The 17920-nt window shown below is 32.4% G+C and carries 16 protein-coding genes; 7 read left to right on the plus strand and 9 right to left on the minus strand.

Annotated elements, in window-relative coordinates:
• Window positions 1-35: 35 nt before the first annotated feature.
• On the minus strand, window positions 36-320 hold the full coding sequence (locus PMI10_RS11270; protein ID WP_035631766.1) for a DUF4834 family protein: 285 nt from the start codon (window positions 318-320) through the stop codon (window positions 36-38).
• 124 nt (window positions 321-444) lie between these two features.
• On the opposite strand from PMI10_RS11270, the gene PMI10_RS11275 reads away from it, so the two are divergent.
• Together PMI10_RS11275 and PMI10_RS11280 are read left to right on the plus strand one after the other, a co-directional pair.
• Window positions 445-1476: a transporter gene (locus PMI10_RS11275; protein ID WP_007807856.1), complete on the plus strand. Its 1032-nt coding sequence runs from the start codon at window positions 445-447 to the stop codon at window positions 1474-1476.
• A 60-nt stretch (window positions 1477-1536) separates the two neighbouring features.
• Window positions 1537-2664, plus strand: coding sequence for a GNAT family N-acetyltransferase (locus tag PMI10_RS11280; protein ID WP_007807858.1), 1128 nt, complete (start codon window positions 1537-1539; stop codon window positions 2662-2664).
• A 65-nt stretch (window positions 2665-2729) separates the two neighbouring features.
• On the opposite strand, the gene yidC is transcribed toward PMI10_RS11280, so the two are convergent.
• The 7 genes from yidC to guaA all read right to left on the minus strand — a co-directional run bounded on the left by yidC (window position 2730) and on the right by guaA (window position 12927).
• On the minus strand, window positions 2730-4634 hold the full coding sequence (gene yidC / locus PMI10_RS11285) for a membrane protein insertase YidC (protein WP_007807860.1): 1905 nt from the start codon (window positions 4632-4634) through the stop codon (window positions 2730-2732).
• 81 nt (window positions 4635-4715) lie between these two features.
• Entirely contained in the window at window positions 4716-6329 is a 1614-nt protein-coding gene (locus PMI10_RS11290) for a CTP synthase (RefSeq protein WP_035631768.1), read from the minus strand.
• A 173-nt stretch (window positions 6330-6502) separates the two neighbouring features.
• Window positions 6503-6736, minus strand: coding sequence for a DUF3820 family protein (locus PMI10_RS11295; protein WP_035631770.1), 234 nt, complete (start codon window positions 6734-6736; stop codon window positions 6503-6505).
• A 75-nt stretch (window positions 6737-6811) separates the two neighbouring features.
• On the minus strand, window positions 6812-7213 hold the full coding sequence (locus PMI10_RS11300; protein WP_007807869.1) for an OsmC family protein: 402 nt from the start codon (window positions 7211-7213) through the stop codon (window positions 6812-6814).
• On the minus strand, window positions 7213-9330 hold the full coding sequence (locus PMI10_RS11305; RefSeq protein ID WP_035631771.1) for a PBP1 and LysM peptidoglycan-binding domain-containing protein: 2118 nt from the start codon (window positions 9328-9330) through the stop codon (window positions 7213-7215). The genes PMI10_RS11300 and PMI10_RS11305 overlap by 1 nt, the downstream gene beginning before the upstream one ends.
• Window positions 9331-9425: 95 nt before the next feature.
• On the minus strand, window positions 9426-11336 hold the full coding sequence (locus PMI10_RS11310; RefSeq protein ID WP_007807871.1) for a lytic transglycosylase: 1911 nt from the start codon (window positions 11334-11336) through the stop codon (window positions 9426-9428).
• 61 nt (window positions 11337-11397) lie between these two features.
• A complete protein-coding gene (gene guaA / locus PMI10_RS11315; protein ID WP_007807872.1) occupies window positions 11398-12927 on the minus strand; it encodes a glutamine-hydrolyzing GMP synthase in 1530 nt (509 codons plus the stop codon).
• 218 nt (window positions 12928-13145) lie between these two features.
• Here guaA and PMI10_RS11320 point away from each other — a divergent pair, with 218 nt between their 5' ends.
• Window positions 13146-13601, plus strand: a complete 456-nt coding sequence (locus tag PMI10_RS11320; protein WP_035631772.1) for a hypothetical protein — start codon at window positions 13146-13148, stop codon at window positions 13599-13601.
• 40 nt (window positions 13602-13641) lie between these two features.
• Here the strand turns inward: PMI10_RS11320 and PMI10_RS11325 are convergent, their stop codons facing one another.
• On the minus strand, window positions 13642-14355 hold the full coding sequence (locus tag PMI10_RS11325) for a hypothetical protein (protein WP_007807874.1): 714 nt from the start codon (window positions 14353-14355) through the stop codon (window positions 13642-13644).
• A 295-nt stretch (window positions 14356-14650) separates the two neighbouring features.
• Between PMI10_RS11325 and PMI10_RS11330 the strand changes: the two genes are divergently transcribed.
• The 4 genes from PMI10_RS11330 (at window position 14651) to PMI10_RS11345 (ending at window position 17792) form a co-directional block, all read left to right on the plus strand.
• The gene (locus tag PMI10_RS11330) at window positions 14651-15565 is read left to right on the plus strand and encodes a DnaJ C-terminal domain-containing protein (protein ID WP_007807875.1); all 915 of its coding nucleotides are present in this window, start codon (window positions 14651-14653) and stop codon (window positions 15563-15565) included.
• Window positions 15558-15869 carry a chaperone modulator CbpM gene (locus tag PMI10_RS11335; protein ID WP_007807876.1) on the plus strand — a complete coding sequence of 104 codons (312 nt, stop codon included), beginning with the start codon at window positions 15558-15560 and terminating at the stop codon, window positions 15867-15869. Before PMI10_RS11330 ends, PMI10_RS11335 begins: the two co-directional genes overlap by 8 nt.
• Before the next feature lie 156 nt (window positions 15870-16025).
• Window positions 16026-16412 carry a RidA family protein gene (locus PMI10_RS11340; RefSeq protein ID WP_007807877.1) on the plus strand — a complete coding sequence of 129 codons (387 nt, stop codon included), beginning with the start codon at window positions 16026-16028 and terminating at the stop codon, window positions 16410-16412.
• Between the two features lie 147 nt (window positions 16413-16559).
• Window positions 16560-17792: a voltage-gated chloride channel family protein gene (locus PMI10_RS11345; RefSeq protein WP_007807878.1), complete on the plus strand. Its 1233-nt coding sequence runs from the start codon at window positions 16560-16562 to the stop codon at window positions 17790-17792.
• Window positions 17793-17920: the final 128 nt, after the last annotated feature.

A 17920-nucleotide genomic window follows, 5' to 3' on the forward strand; every position in this document is an offset into this window, starting at 1 on the left:
TGGTTAAGGGATAATTAATTATTTTGATTACAAACTTAATCTATTTCTTCGTAATCAACATAATCTCCAACTTTTTTGGTTTCGCGAGGATTTTTTACATTCGCTGTATCGATGATTATCTCATCATTATTATTACGATTGTTCTGCCATGTATTACCCTGGCTATATTGTTGTTGTCTCTGAAAATTTTCTCCCGCTTTTTCAACTGCTTTTTTTACCAAAACCGGCAAAAAGATTCTTGCTAAAAATTTAAAAATATAATAAAAAGCTATCATAAAAACAATGGCTCTCATTAAACCTGAAAAAGATGCTTCTTGCATAATCATATAATTTTTTTCAAAATTAATAAATCCATTGTTTAAAATTAAAATATCAATCTTAAATAAATAATAAAATATAGTACATTTGAAATGCGTTATTACTTTTTAATCAAAAAATACGTATATGTTAAAAATTAAAAACTTTTTTATACTAGGTTTATTTTTATTTCCAAAATTCTTTTTTGCTCAATACACAGATGTTATTAACTCTAATCGCCCAGGCGAAACTATGTCTGCATTCTCTGTTGGAAAATCCGTGATTCAGGCTGAAGTTGGTTTTTATGGAATCAATGAAAAGCATGATACACAAAATTATGACGCCTCAGGTTTTGGTAGTGATTTCACACTTCGATGGGGCCTTTTCCTTGAACAGCTGGAATTTATCGCAGATATTCAATATCAAAATGAAAAGTTTACTACCCCGGCAACCAGTTTTAAGAAAAATGACTTTAGACAAACAGTTTTAGGAGCAAAATATTTAATTTATGATCCGTTTAAGAACCATAAAGGAGATGTTAATATTTACAGTTATGATGCAAATAAAAAATTTAGCTGGCGTCAATTAATTCCTGCTGTTTCAATATTTGCCGGAGCTAATTTTGTTTTTAAGGACAATCCTTATGCATATGGTTCAAATACACTCAATTTTTATTCAACCAAATCAGGTATTTCTCCAAAAATAATGTTGATTACTCAAAACCATTTTGGCCCCAAATGGGTATTAGTATCTAACATCATTGCAGATTATATAGGTACTGATAATTCTGGATATGGATACATTTTAACTTTAACAAGAGGTTTCAATAGTAAATGGTCTGGTTTTGTAGAAAATCAGGGATACAAAAGCGATCTATATAGTGATGCAATTTTTAGAGGCGGCGCAGCTTATTTATTGTCAAGAAACGTGCAAATTGATGCTTCTATAAGCAAAAATTTAAAAAACACACCTTCATTACTTTACGGAGGAATTGGTTTTTCAATACGTTATGATGATAAACATAAAGAAGAGCTAACAAGACTTGGTAAAGTAAAAAAGCCTAAAAAGAAAAATAAAAAAGACAAAATCACCAAAGAAGAACCAGTAGATCAAGATAAAATAAAACAAGAAGAAGACTATCAGGAAAAAGAACGTAAAAGAAAAGCAAAATATGAATAGCTTTCTTTAGAATACTTTTAATCTCTTAATCTGAGAATTTTAAAATAAACAACAAGCTTAATGATTACAATTAAAGAAGCCAAAACGAAAAGAGAACTAACAGATTATATCAAATTTCCTTTCTCTTTATATAAAGACAATCCATATTGGGTACCTCCTATTATTGCTGATGAATTAGAATCATTTGATAAAACAAAAAACCCTGCTTTTGAAAATGCAGAAGCCTATTTTTATCTGGCGTACAAAAACAACGAAATTGTTGGACGTATTACTGCTATTATTAATTGGTCAGAAGTAAATGATCAACATAAAAAGAAAGTCCGTTTTGGCTGGTTCGATGTTATTGATGATATCGAAGTCACTAAAGCCCTTCTGGAAAAAGTCTATGAACTGGGAAAACAAAACAATCTGGAATATACGGAAGGCCCAATGGGATTTTCAAATTTAGATAAAGTTGGAGTTTTAACTGAGGGGTTTGACCAAATTGGCACCATGATTACATGGTATAACAATCCTTATTATGTAACTCATTTTGAACAATTAGGATTCCGAATAGAGAAAGAATATATTGAAAGTATTTTTCCGTTTTCGAATGTAAAACCAGATTTTTTTCTGAAAGCACAAGAATTAATCAAAAAAAGATATGGATTAAGAGCCTTGACATTTACAAAGACAAAAGACATTATGCCTCATGTTGACAAGATGTTTGATCTTTTTAATGAATCATACGAAAAGTTAGCTTCGTTTGTAGCCATTTCAGATATTCAGAAAGAATACTTTAAAAAGAAATATATAAGTTTTATTAATCCGGAATACATCAAATTTGTAGTTGACAAAGACGATAACTTAGTGGCTTTTAGCATTGTAATGCCAAGTTTTTCAGAAGCTTTGCAAAAGGCAAAAGGTAAATTATTTCCGTTTGGATTTATTCATCTTCTAAAAGCAAGAAAAAAAAGTAAAGATGTTGTTTTTTACCTTATCGGAGTGCATCCTGATTACCAAAACAAAGGCGTTACAGCAATTATTTTTGATGAATATTTTAAAACTTTTTCAGAGAAAGGAATCCAAAACTGTATTAGAACACCTGAATTAGCTGAAAATACCGCAATTCATTTATTATGGAAAAACTTTGATCCTAAAGTTCATTGCCAGCGAAAAACATTCCGAAAAGAGTTATCGGAAGCATAACCATAAACTAAAAAAGGGTCGAAATTAACACTAATTTCGACCCTTTTTAATCTTATCAAGAAAATTTATTTCTTTTTATTTTGTTTTTTAGCAGCTTCTTGCTGTTCCATTACTTCCTGAAGACGTTGCTGAAACTTACCTTGTTTTTTAGGCTCTTTCAATTTATTCTCCTGAATCTGAGCATGGATTTTATCTGTATCAACGATATAGTTTTTAATCACAAACATAATTCCGATAGTAATTAAGTTAGAGATAAAGTTATACAAACTCAAACCTGCACCATAACTATTGAAGAAAATCAACATCATTAATGGCGAAACATAAATCATGATTTTCATCATTTTTGCCATATCCGGCATGCCTTCCTGTTGAGGAGCTGCCATTTGCTGATCTCCGGATGTCATTTTCATGTAGAAGAAAATCGCAATTGCGGCCAAAATTGGAAACAAACTAATATGATCTCCATATAAAGGAATATGAAATGGTAGTTTTATCACTGAGTCAAAAGAAGATAGATCATTTGCCCAAAGGAAACTTTTCTGTCTTAATTCAAATGCAGATGGAAAGAACTGGAATGATGCATACATAAACGGAAGCTGAATCAATGCCGGAATACATCCTGCCATTGGGTTGACCCCTGCTTTGTTGTACAACTTCATTGTCTCCTGTTGTTTCTTCATTGGGTCTTTTTTGAATTTTTCTCCCAACTCTGTAATCTCCGGGCGCAAAACTTTCATTTTAGCCTGAGACAGGAATGACTTATAGGTAATTGGCGACATTGCCAATTTAATGATAATAGTAAAGATGATAATTGCAATTCCGTAAGCAATAAATGAGCTTAAGAACCCAAATAAAGGAATGAAAATCCATCTATTAATCCATCCAAAAATTCCCCAGCCTAATGGGATAATTTTCTCGAAATTTTTATCGTATGATTTTAAAACCTTATAATCTGATGGTCCAAAATACCAATTCATTTTATAATTAACTTCTCCATTAGAAAAGGCTAAAGGAATTGATGCTTTAAATTGTTTTGTAAAAACAGTATCGATTTTTTCGTCTTTGACTAAATTCTCAGAAACCAAATGTGCTTTTTCAAAGGAAGTATTAGTTTGTAAAATTGCTGCAAAAAAATGTTGTTTATACGCAATATAATCAACCTTTTCAGGAGTTTCTTCTTTTATTGAACCTTGCCCTACATAGCTTTCTTTTCCTTCTTCATAGCTATAATAAATTTCGGCATAACGGTTTTCATAAGAAATACTTTTTTCGTTTCTATAAGTTTTTAAATCCCACTGTAAATCTAATGGTTTAGAAGAATTTAAAACTTTATTCAATCCTTGAGAACGAACATCAAAACCAACTAAATAATCGTTAGGTTTTAATACATATTTATATTCTAAAAATTCATTAGCTCCAGCTTTCAAACGCATTGTCAAAACTTGATCTGCACCAGTTTTAGTCAGTGTTGGTTCAAAGAACAAATCTTTAGAATTTAAAGTTCTGTTATCAGTCGTTTGCAGTTGAATATTCAAATTAGAGTTATTGTCTTTAATCAGCTCAACTAATTGTTTTGAACCTTTTTCAAATCTCTCAAATTCTTTAAGAGTTGCTTCAACGATATAACCACCTTTATTAGCGATTTTTAGTTTAATCTTTTCGTTTTCGATAGTTGTAAAAGATTCTTTTGCAGAAGGAAGTGTTGCAGAGTAAGCAAACCCACCTAAAGTTTTTTGTAATTGTGCTAACTGAACAGTATCACCAGGAGTTACTGCAGTTACTGGCAAAACAACTGTTTTTGTCTTATCAGTTTTAGATTGCGCTTCCTGTTTAGCTACTAATTCTTTCTTGGCTTTTTCAGCGGCAATCTCTTTATCAGAAGGTTGATTTTGGTACATAATCCAAATCAAAATTCCAAATATCAATACAAAACCAATGATTGAATTCAGGTCAAATTTTTTTTCTTCCATTATAATTTTAAAAAGTCATTCGTTACAAGGTTATTAGTTATGAGTTTCACTCAAAAGTTACATCCTTTTAGAATATTAATATTATTTTTTATGCGAATTAACTGCAGCAGCCACAAAGTTTACGAAAATCGGATGTGGATTGGCAACGGTACTTTTATATTCAGGATGATATTGTACACCAATAAAAAATGGATGGTTTTCAAGTTCTACAATTTCTACCAATCCAGTATCAGGATTAACCCCTGAAGCAATCAAACCTGCTTTTTGCAACTCATCAACATATTTATTGTTGTACTCATAGCGGTGGCGGTGGCGCTCCGAAATGGTTGTTTGCCCGTAAATTTTATGTGCCAAAGAGTTTGGTTTAATCTCACATTTCCAGGCTCCAAGACGCATTGTTCCACCTTTATCGGTAACTGTTTTTTGCTCTTCCATTAAATTTACAACCGGATGTTTGGTTTTTTCATTCATCTCAGTCGAATTTGCATCAGTATATCCTAAAATAGTACGGGAATATTCAATAATTGACATCTGCATTCCTAAACAAATTCCAAAAAACGGAATTTTATTCTCACGTGCATAACGAACTGCTTCAATTTTTCCTTCAATACCTCTTTCACCAAATCCCGGTGCTACTAAAACTCCGTCAAGAACTCCTAATTTCTCTGCAACATTGTCAATATTAATATGTTCTGAATGTATAGAAATTACATTTACTTTAGTTTCATTTGAAGCTCCTGCATGAATAAACGCCTCTAAAATAGATTTGTAACAATCCTGCATTTCTACATATTTCCCAATCAAACCAATATTTACAGTATGCTTCGGGTTTTTTAACCTGCGCAAGAAAGTATTCCAGTTTTTTAAATCAGGAGCTGCTTTTTTAGGTAAGTCTAATTTTTTCAAAGCTACCACATCTAATCCTTCTTCAAGCATTAAATTCGGAACTTCATATATTGTTGAAGCATCAATAGACTGAATAACTGCTTCTCTTTTTACATTACAAAACAATGCTAATTTATTACGCAACTCATCAGAAAGCTCATGCTCAGTTCTGCAAACCAAAATATCAGCCTTGATACCACTTTCCATCAAAGTTTTTACAGAGTGTTGTGTAGGTTTTGTTTTTAACTCACCGGCAGCAGCCAAAAATGGAACTAATGTTAAATGAATAACAATTCCGTTATTTTCTCCTAACTCCCAAACCAACTGACGAACCGACTCTATATATGGAAGAGATTCAATATCACCAACAGTTCCGCCAATTTCAGTGATAACAATATCATAATCGCCGGATTTACCCAGCAATTGCATTCTGTCTTTGATTTCGTTTGTAATATGAGGAACAACCTGAACCGTTTTTCCTAAAAATTCTCCTCTTCTTTCTTTCTCAATAACCGAAAGATAAACTCTTCCTGTAGTAACATTATTAGCCTGAGAAGTAGGAACATTAAGAAAACGTTCGTAATGACCTAAATCTAAATCAGTTTCAGCACCATCATCCGTTACATAACATTCTCCGTGCTCATATGGATTTAAGGTGCCTGGATCCACATTTATATACGGATCGAATTTTTGAATAGTTGTCCGATACCCTCTTCCTTGTAACAATTTTGCTAAAGATGCCGCGATAATTCCTTTTCCTAAAGAAGAAGTCACACCGCCAGTAACAAAAATATATTTTGTTTGATTCATTCTGTTGTTGTTTGTATTGTAGTTGTGTAAAAAACTTGGCAAAAGTACAAATTTAATTAGATAATTTATCAATTAGAGAATGAGATAATTTGCAAATTTTTAAATAGAACGATTACATGTTTCCGTAATCGATAATTTTAACTTTTAATTAGAGATTTTTTTGAATATTCCCATTAATTAGGTTTTGGATATTGCTTTTTAATATTTCGGATTAATTCTTCTAACCCATTTAGTTTTAGCTCATAGATAAGTTGCAATTGTTGTCCTAATTCTCCTTTTGGAAAACCTTTGTTATGATACCAAACCACATAATATTCAGGCAAATCAATTAGAAAACGTCCTTCATATTTTCCGAAAGGCATTTTAGTGTGGGCTAATTTTATGAGAAGTTTTTTGTCTTGTTCCATTTTAAAAGAGAAGAAGCAAGAAAAAAAACCAATAAGATTTCTTTCTTGCTTCCTTAAATTCTATAAATCTGTTTTTTATTTCCAGTTAAAAGTAATTCGTTTTTCGATTTCTGAGTTTAAACTCAAAAACACCGGGCAAGTCATTGCTGCGCGCTCCAGTATCGTTTTACTTTTTTCGTCTGCTTCGCCTTTCATTTCAAAAGCAATTTCTATTGCTCCAATTCTTCTTGGCTCAGCATTCATTATTTTTGTTACCTCAGCAGTTGAATCATTTAAATTTATATCCATATCACGGGCTTTAATTCCCATAATAGTCATCATGCAGCTTGCCAAAGCATTAGCAACAGTATCCGTTGGGGAAAAAGCCTCTCCTTTTCCGTTGTTGTCTAGTGGTGCATCCGAAATAATTTCACTTCCGGATTGTACATGTATTGATTTTGTTCTTAAATCTCCTAAATAGGTTACTTTTGATGTCATTAATTTGCTACTTTTAAAGTTAAGTCTGAATCGTAATATAAAATGTAAACACCTTTGTTAGCGTGTCCTCCATCTTCTTTTTTATAATATTGAAATTTATTATCAACTTGTTCTGTTGTCATTAAATCTGCTGTTTCCTGATATGTTTTTCCCTGAACCAAACGCATCATCGTATCAAAAGTCACATCAAATCCTCTGGTAGCATATGTATTAGGATTCACTTTGTTTTTCAATCGATATTCTTTTTCAAAAATCAAAACCGGCTGTTCATCACTTTCTCTTGTCACAGAAGGATACATTAATTTTAATTTTACTAAATTTTCAAAATTAATTTCATCAGTATCCAATGTACTGTTAGGTTCCAAAATTACTAATTGAATCTGACATGTTTTTTGTGCGTCAATCAAAGCCTTAATAATTGTTTTAACCATTGCTGTATTACCGGTTTCCATTACGACATAATTCATTCGGTTTGGCAATAATAAACTTTTTAAATTCGCAACGTCCAAACCTCCTGTTTCCGTCAAAGCAGCAAAAACAACACCTTTTTGATTTTGTTTGATATAACTTATAACCGATTCTTTTTTCTTATCAACAACAGCAACGATATTTCCGTTTTTAGAACGCATGTAATCAAAAACCGAATTTCTGACAACGTCATTAGTTGGTATCGACTGATATAAATTATCTATTGGATTGGCAGAATCTTTTGATAATGGTGAAATTACCGGTACATTATATAAACGTAATGTATTTGCAGCTGCTTCGGCATTATTTTGATAAAATGGTCCGATAACGGCATCTGCATCCTGCAATTTATTTTGAGAAATCAAACTGGAGATATTCGATGTTGTTTTAGTTTCCTGAGAATCGTAAATCGAAATATCAATTGGTAATTTTAAGGTTTTCGCCGAATCGATTGCCATTAAAGCCCCTGAATAAAAATCAAGAGTCATGTTCAAAAATTTATCATTTTTTATTCGGTTAGCAGAACTCACTGTGTCGTTTTGCATTTTAGCTAAATTAAAAGGCAATAATAAAACTATTTTTTTACGCTCATTCTGTCCTTTCTTTTTAGTCAGCTCAACCACTTCAGGATCTACTTCTACCGTCTCTGATTTTACTGTTCCTACAATTTTTATCCCTCTCGGTTTGTCAGCAGGTTTATCTTCTGTTTTTTCTGAGGCTTTTTCTACAGGTTTCTCCGGAGATTTTTCAACTGGCTGTTGTTGTGCAATAATTGGAATTGGCGCCACAAATCCTGCCGGTACTTTTAAAACCATTCCTTCTTTTACTCCTTCAGAAAGTGTCGGATTTAATTCCGTTAATTCTTCCTGAGTGATATGAAATGTTTTTGATAAACTATAAAAAGTCTCTTTTGGTTTTACCTGATACTCCATATAAGTTGTCACTTTTCTTGGAGTTTCAACTGATTTTTTAGCTTCAGCCGGTTTAGCTGTACTTTCAGCAATTGGGGCAGTCACTTCTGTTTTTGGAGCTGTTCCTTTAATCGTTACCCGATATCCAACAGGTAAACTAGCCACAATATCCGGATTACGCTTTTCTAAATCCTCAATAGTAGTTTTGTATTGTTTTGCAATCGAATATTTAGTTTCTTTCGCCTGAACATCGTGATATAAATATTTTTCCTGGGCTTTTTCCTTAATTGTTTTAGCCGCTGTTATTGTTTTTGGCGCTGCACCTTTTGCCGGAATTACTAATTTCTGACCAATCTGAACTCCATCTTTTTCAAGAAAGGGATTTGCTGCTTTTAAAGCCTCATCAGAAACACCGTATTTTTTTTCAATACTGTAAAAAGTCTCTTTGGGCTGTACTTCATGTATCACTTCTTTTGTACGTGCAGTCGATTTTACTTTCGCAACTTCTGTTTTAGCTTTCACATCTTTAGTTGGAATCAATAAAACAGTATTGGGCTTCAAAGCGGTTCTCGCATCAGGATTTAATTTGTAAATATCATAAGGTGTAACCTTAAATTTCTGTGCGATCTGGTTAACAGTCTCTCCGTTTGAAACCGTATATTTAACTACCTTTTCCTGTGAAAAAGCAGTACAGGTAATAAAAAAAACAAGAGAAAAAATGGTGAAGAAATATTTCATAATAGATATTAAAAACAATTATTCTTTAATGCGAACAAGATACTAATTTATGTTTAAAACAAAAATCAGTCCAATAGTTAATTCTTTGGTAATTATTACCTGAGGTCAATTTCCGCTTTAGCGATAATGATATTTTTATATAACTCATCTTCTTCCTTTTTCTTGCATTGATATAAAACTTCTTCCATATTATTGTATTTATTCGAATAAACATAGTAAGAAAGACTATTAATATTAAAGAAGAAACTAGCATTAAAATCGCCCGAATCAATCAGTTTCATAATTAATTTATCTCTTGGTACTGCATCGGTAAATGTACCTAAAACCAAGTAATAGCCATTTGAAACTTCTTTAAGATTATCAAAAACTTCAATCTTTATATTCTTTTCATTTTTAAACGGATTTTCTTTCAATTCCTGCTTCATTTCTTCTACTGAAATGGATTTTGAAACTTCAGGCGAATCTGTTTTATTTTGATTTTTTATAGCTTCATCCTGATATTTCTTCAACTTCATCAAAGCCACTTTATCATCAAATTTCCTGGCTTCCATACTATAATAGGAAGCTTTGCTGATGTGTCGTTTTATTTCAATTGTTTTCTGAATATCCAGTGAATCAATTTTGGCAATTAAAAGTTGATTTTGTGCATCGCCCTGTTCCTGCTCTATTTTATAACGTTTAATCTCCTCTAATGAAAGTCTTTGCTGCAATGAAGTAACATTATTATTTTTTTCGCTTTCGCGGATTTTCTTTTTATATTCCTGGTTTTCCTCAAGGGCAATTCGTTCCACTTTGTTCATTAAACCTGCGTAAACTTTTCGGTTTTCAGCTAATTCTTTCTTTAATTGAGAAGACAAATCGCTTGTTTTACTAATACTTTCATATGATTGTTTCTCCAGACGTTTTGATTCATTTATATTCAAAACATCCATTCTTTTCAATTCTATTAAATCATTATTCATTGTATTAACCAACGAATCTAATTTAGCCATTAAAATATCCTGAACATTTTTATTAGTTTCTAAAACCAAACGTAATTTTTCAACTGAATTATCTTTCGAACCGTTCAAATCATTCAGGTTAACTTTTAAATCATTAATTTTTATAATCTTCTGATTCATTTCTTTCTGAACAACAAGCCGGTCTTTTAAATCTTCTAATTCAACAGTTTTAGCTTTTGTTTTTTCAACAACTACTTGCTTTTCGGCCAAAGCCAGCATCAATTCTTCACTTTCGTTTGTTGGTTTAATTTCCTTGGCATTGATGGCTAATTTATTTCCAACAACTAATCCGTTTACAATTTCGGGGTTTTGAGATTCTAACTGGTCAATTGAAATTCCGTATTTTTTAGCAATCGAAAATTTAGTTTCTTTGGCTTCGACCACATGAAAAACAGTTTCCTGGTTAATCACGCGAACTCTTCCGTCTAAAGTTTTTCTTTTGTTTGGAATTGCAATTGTCTGGCCAATTTGCAATCCGTTTTGAAGTAAATCTTTATTTAGATTTTCTAAATCCTGAACCGATACATTATATTGTCTGGCAATACTAAATAACGATTCCTTGGCAACTACCTGATGAGTCACTTTTGAAGAAGCATTAATTTCAGTTTTTGAAAGATTTGCAGAATTCTGCGGAATAATTAATTCCTGACCTATTTGAAGTCCGCCGGCAAGAATTTCGGAATTTGCATTTTGAAGAGCTTCAACCGAAACATTATATTGCTTAGACAAACCATAAAGTGTTTCTTTTGCACCAACTATATGAGTTATTTGCTGGTTTTGCTTTCCTGCAGAATGAACAGGAATCTTAATAATCTGATTGTCTTTGATTCCGCTTTGAGATTCGGGGTTGAATTTGTAAATTTCATCGACTGAAACCTTATATTTTTGGGCGATAAAATAGGCTGTTTCTCCTTTTTGAATTTTGTGCTCAATAAATGAATCTTGCGCAGTTATTTTGTTAAAAAACAAAATAAACACAAGTGAAATCGTTAAAAGTTCTCTCATAAATAGTAGGTATAAAAAATTAAGGCATTACAAATGTAACGCCTTAATTTGAAAAAAAATACTATTCCCACTCAATTGTTGCAGGTGGTTTTGAACTTATATCGTAAACCACACGATTTACGCCTTTTACTTTATTAATAATATCATTTGACACTTTCATTAAGAAGTCATAAGGTAAATGAACCCAATCAGCAGTCATACCGTCGGTAGATTCTACAGCTCTAAGTGCTACTACTTTTTCGTATGTACGCTCATCGCCCATTACACCAACAGAGTTTACAGGAAGCAAAATTGCTCCGGCCTGCCAAACTTTATCATACAATCCCCAGGATTTTAATCCTTCAATAAATACCGAATCAACATCTTGTAAAATCTGAACTTTCTCAGGAGTAATATCCCCTAAAATTCTGATGGATAATCCTGGTCCCGGAAAAGGGTGTCTTCCTAATAATTCAGGGTCTATTCCTAAAGTAGCTCCAACTCTTCTTACTTCGTCTTTGAAAAGCATTCTAAGCGGTTCTACAATTTTTAATTTCATATAATCCGGCAATCCACCCACATTATGATGAGATTTAATTGTTGCCGATGGCCCTTTTACAGAAACCGACTCGATTACGTCAGGGTAAATTGTTCCCTGAGCAAGCCATTTTACATCTTCGATCAAGTGTGATTCATCATCAAAAACTTCAATAAATACACGTCCAATCGTTTTACGTTTGGTTTCAGGATCACTGATTCCGGCTAATTCACCCAGAAAACGATCTCCGGCGTCTACTCCTTTTACGTTCAATCCCATTCCTTTGTATTGATCTAACACATTTTGGAATTCATTTTTACGAAGCAAACCGTTATTTACGAAAATGCAGTATAAGTTTTTACCAATTGCCTGGTGCAATAAAACTGCTGCTACAGTAGAATCTACTCCGCCGGAAAGTCCTAAAACTACTTTATCATTACCTAATTTCTCTTTTAATTCTCCCACCATTTCTTCTACGAAAGCATTTGGTGTAAAGTTTTGAGGAACTTCTGCAATATTTACTAAAAAGTTTTCCAGCATTTTTGATCCATCAGTAGAATGGAAAACTTCCGGGTGATATTGAATAGCATAAGTGGTTTCGCCTTCAATTTTGTAAGCTGCATATTCTACGTCATGTGTGCTGGCTAATTTCACCGCATTTGTTGGCAAAGCTTTAATACTATCACTGTGGCTCATCCAAACCTGGCTGTTTTCTGAAACTCCTTTAAAGAAAACTTCATTCTCTTTAATATAAGATAAATTAGCCCTGCCATATTCTCTGGTGTTCGAAGCGGCTACTTCACCTCCACTAAAATGAGCTAAATATTGTGCTCCGTAACAAACTGCCAACATTGGAAGCTTGCCCCGAATTTGAGATAAATCAGGATGTGGAGCGTCTTCTGCACGAACAGAAAATGGGCTTCCTCCTAAAATTACGGCTTTATAAGGTGATAAATCACTAGGAAAGTGATTGTAAGGGAAAATTTCGCAGAATATATTTAATTCGCGAACTCTACGCGCAATAAGCTGTGTATATTGCGATCCGAAATCTAAAATAAGTACGTTGTGTTGCATGCGCAAAAATACTTTTTATATTCGAATTTGAAAAATTGATTTTTGATTTTTTTTTCTTTAAAGATTCTATGATTCTAAGTCGCTAAGGTTCTGAGTTTTTTGATCCATAAAAATAAAAAGACTTAGTGACTTTGAACCTGCATTAAAAATCAGGAATATTTTAATACATTTAGAAAATACTATAAAAAGAAATATTATTACTGATTAATCAATATGCCATGAAAAAAATAATCCAAAAAATATTGTTACACCTTACAATTATTCTTATTGTGACAATCTTTCCTGTTATTGTATATGAATTTATGGCAGATCATCAATATAATGATTTTGAATTTATTGGCGGAATATCTTATTTTATTTATGCTTTTTATCTCATCCTTAAAATTAAAAACCGCCGGGCAAAAATTATTCTTTTAGGGATTTTTTGTGCATTGTTAGCTTTCTTTACTGGAATAATTTTCATTGACATCAATGTATACATACTTCTTACATTACTAATAATAAACTTACTGTTTCAGACTTTTTTATTAATTAAGAATCCAAAATCTAAAAATCGGGCAGTATGGATAGCCTATTTAATTAATTTTGCAATTACTGTAATGCTGTCGGTCTTTTTTTCTTTTATTTTGTTTCTTGCAATAGCTGCAAGCGCAATGCCTTCTAATCATTATTAAATTAGAAAATAAACAGAACCAAAATATTTCTTGAGATTTTTTATTCTTTCGTAACGACAATCGAAGCTTTAAAACCAGCAGCAAGATTATTCCAATAATCGTTGGTAATTAATACCCCTTTGTCATCAAAAACCTGAATTTCGGCGGTATTACCTCCTAAAGATCCTATATTCAATGCTTCAAAATCTAACTTATTAAAACCGTCAGAGAGTATAATTTTTACCTGTTTAAAATTTACATCCAGGAATAACTGATCCTGAATTATTTTGTCATTTGAGGAAACCCTGACTAAATCACCATCGATTGCCCCAAAATCCCTAAACTTTACAATAAAATAGGCTGATTTAGTTTTAAAATCACCTAATGAAATATTTTTCTTGACTAATTCCCCCCTTCCTTCTTTTAATCCCTCAGCTTTTAAGGCTTTGTCCAGATCTTTTTCCATTTTTGCCACATAACGATCTCCTGGATTGGCGAAATCATTCTCTGTAGACATAGTAAACGTACTTTTTTGTTCCCCTATTTGAAATTTGGATTTTGGAGTAATGCTGGTATTATCAAATACATTCGGCGTTTTAATATTTGGCATATCTGTTTTATCCGCCTGAGGGTCTTTGATTTCCGGAAGTGGTGTTTTTTTAGGTTTTGCACTAAACTTTGGGGCAGGAATAGACTTAAAACCAGAATTAAATTCGGTTTGGGCAGAAACTGTTAAAACAGTAAAAAACAATATGAAAAATAAAATATGCTTCATTGAAAAAGTATTATCGAATCGGCTTTTAAATTTTATAAATAACATAACATCGCAAAAATAGCATAATTTAATTAGGCTCTACAACTTTAAGAGTTTTATAACAATATATTAGGCTATTTTTTGGAATCAAAAAACCTGCCAAAAAAATGAGCCTAAATTAAAACCATTTACCCGACTAAAGAATCTTTAAACTTCCTTTTAAAATATTATCTTAAAAGAAACCACATCATTTTGATAATTAGCAACTTATTCATAACTTCAATATTTTAACCCACTTTTACAAAATTTCAAAAAAATGGATTATATCGACTACTATAAAACATTGGAAATTACAAAATCTGCGACTGAAGCCGAAATAAAAAAAGCATATCGAAAATTAGCCCGGAAATATCATCCGGATTTAAATCCGAATGATAAAGAAGCGGAGAAAAAATTCAAAGAAATAAACGAAGCTAATGAAGTTTTGGGTAATCCGGAAAATCGTAAAAAATACGATAAATACGGAAAAGACTGGAAGCATGCTGATGAATTTGAAAAAGCGGGCTATAATCCGAATCAACAGCAACGGTCGGGACAACAAAGCGGTCGGGGTTTTTCAGATTTTTCCAGTGGTGATTTCTCAGAAAGTGATTTTTCTGATTTTTTCAATTCGATGTACGGTTCGGCAAGAAGCAGCAGAAGCCAATCAAAATACAGAGGACAGGATTTTAATGCTGAACTTGAACTGGATTTGGTATCTGCTTATACTACACACAAGCAGAACCTAACCGTAAATGGTAAAAATATCCGAATTACGATTCCTGCGGGTGTAGAAAACGGGCAGATTATAAAAATTCCCGGACATGGCGGTCCTGGTGTAAACGGTGGTCCGAATGGCGATTTATACATTACTTTCTTAATTGCAAATAATCCGGATTTTAAAAGAGAGGGCAATAATTTGTACGCTGAAATTAATCTTGATTTGTATACCGCAATTTTAGGCGGAGAAATTTATATAAACACTTTTGACGGAAAAGTAAAAATTAAGGTACCACCGGAAACACAGACCGGAACTAAAGTAAAATTAAAAGGAAAAGGTTTTCCTGTATACAAAAAAGAGAATCAATTTGGAGATTTATACGTTACTTATACTTTAAAAATTCCAACAAAATTATCAGTAAAAGAAAAAGAATTATTCGAAGAATTAGCTAAAATCAGAAATCATGAGTAATAAAAATTTAATTCAGATAAGAGAATTTTGTTTGTATCACGAAATTGAAAATACCTTTATAACTGAACTGCATAATTATGGTTTGATTAAAATTATTATTCAGGAAGAAGATGAGTATTTAGAACCTGAGCAATTGCCTGCTGTAGAAAAAATGATTCGCCTGCATTATGATCTTAAAATCAATCTGGAAGGAATTGACGCTATTGCTCATTTATTAAACAGAATTGAACTTTTACAGCAGAATCTTATCGCTTCTCAAAACAAATTGCGTCTTTATGAAGAAAAAACAGAGGAACTGAATTGAAATATGTACTTTCAAAATATCACAAAAAAGAATGATTTACAACATGATTTCAAACAAATTTACCTCTTTATGATTTGTATATTTTATAAATTGCAGCAAATTAATTAACCCGAATTTTTTTTAGATTTATAAAAATAAATTCACAAAATATAAAAAATGAAAAGAGAAAACATCTTAACAGGATCACCATGGGAAGACAAAATGGGATATTGCCGTGCTGTACGAATTGGCAATATTATTGAGGTTTCTGGTACTGTGGCTATTGTTGATGGCGAAAAGGTAAAGGCCGATGATGCTTATGCACAAACTTATAACATTTTAGAACGTATAGAAAAAGTACTGGAGGATTTAAACGTTGGAATGAAAGACGTAATCAGAACACGCATTTTTACTACTGACATCACTACTTTTGAAGAGGTTGCCAGAGCACATGCAGCCTTTTTTAAAGATGTAAAACCAACAACCGGTTTTTATGAAATCAGCAAATTAGTTGCTCCTGAATATTTAGTTGAAATTGAATTCACTGCCGTAGTACAGGAATAGTTTCTTTGCCACGAATTTCACAAATTATCTCTAATTATTTATTTTCAACAGATTAAAAATTAAGAGAATTCCCTCGAATTAAAAATTTTATAGTCAAGCCTTTTAAAATTCGTTTTTATTAGTGAAATTCGTGGCAAACTTATTTAAATGAATTTTCAAAAACCTAAGGAAATACTGCTGACAATATTCAAATGGATTCTCATTTGTATTTTGACAGGGACTTTATCCGGATCTGCATCAGCATTTTTTTTAGTTTCTTTAGAATGGGTTACACAATTCAGGATTAACCATGACTGGATTATCTGGCTTTTGCCAATTGGTGGATTTCTTGTTGGTTTGAGTTATTATTATTGGGGAGAATCTGTTGTAAAAGGCAATAACTTATTACTTGAAGAATACGAAAATCCGAAGAAAGTAATTCCGTTTAAAATGGCTCCTTTAGTTCTTTCAGGAACCTTACTCACACATTTATTTGGAGGTTCTGCCGGACGTGAAGGTACAGCCGTACAAATGGGGGGCGTAATTGCCGATCAATTCACAAAAATTTTCAATCTAGATAATTCCGAACGAAAAATTTTAATTATCCTCGGAATCAGTGCCGGTTTTGCATCCGTTTTTGGTACCCCTTTAGCTGGAGCTATTTTTGCTTTGGAAGTTTTGTATTTTAGTAAAATCAATTTCAAAAGTATTGTTTTATCTTTTCTAACCGCTTATGCAGCTTATTTTACAGTAGAATTCTGGCAGGTTAAACATACGCATTACAACATTCCTGACGTTCCTGAAATCAATCTGACAAACTTATTTTATACCATAATAATCAGTATTTTATTTGGTCTTGCTGCTTTATTATTTTCCAGAAGCACACATTTTTGGAGTTCTCTTTTTTCAAACATTAAATATCCGCCATTACGTCCTTTTATTGGAGGGATTATTTTAGCCATTGCCATTGCAGGTTTTGGACTTACAAAATTTTCGGGATTAGGTGTTCCGGTAATTGTAGATTCGTTTTCAAATACCAATCCCTGGTATGACTTTCTGCTTAAAATTTTATTTACCGGATTTACTTTAGGAGCTGGTTTTAAAGGTGGTGAAGTAACACCTCTATTTTTTGTCGGAGCAACTTTAGGAAGCGCTTTATCAGTGATAGTTCCAATGCCAATTGCACTTTTGGCCGGAATGGGTTTTGTTGCCGTATTTTCCGGCGCAACACACACTCCTGTCGCCTGCACTATTATGGGAATGGAATTATTTGGAATAACACCAGGGCTTTTTATCGCAATTGCTTGTAGTATTGCTTATTTTTCTTCAGGTTCTGTAGGTATTTATAAGTCTCAGATTGTAAAGGGTGCGAAATATAAATTGTATCAGAAATGGCTTTAAGTTAGTCACAGTCACAGTTTTTGGTCACAATCTGAACTGAAAACTGCAACCGAAAACTGACAACTAATAAAAGTGTGTTAATCTCTAAAATGATTTCAACTTTACATTAAAAAAATGTAAATTCGCAC

The sequence above is a fragment of the Flavobacterium sp. CF136 genome (assembly GCF_000282055.1).
GTDB lineage: Bacteria > Bacteroidota > Bacteroidia > Flavobacteriales > Flavobacteriaceae > Flavobacterium.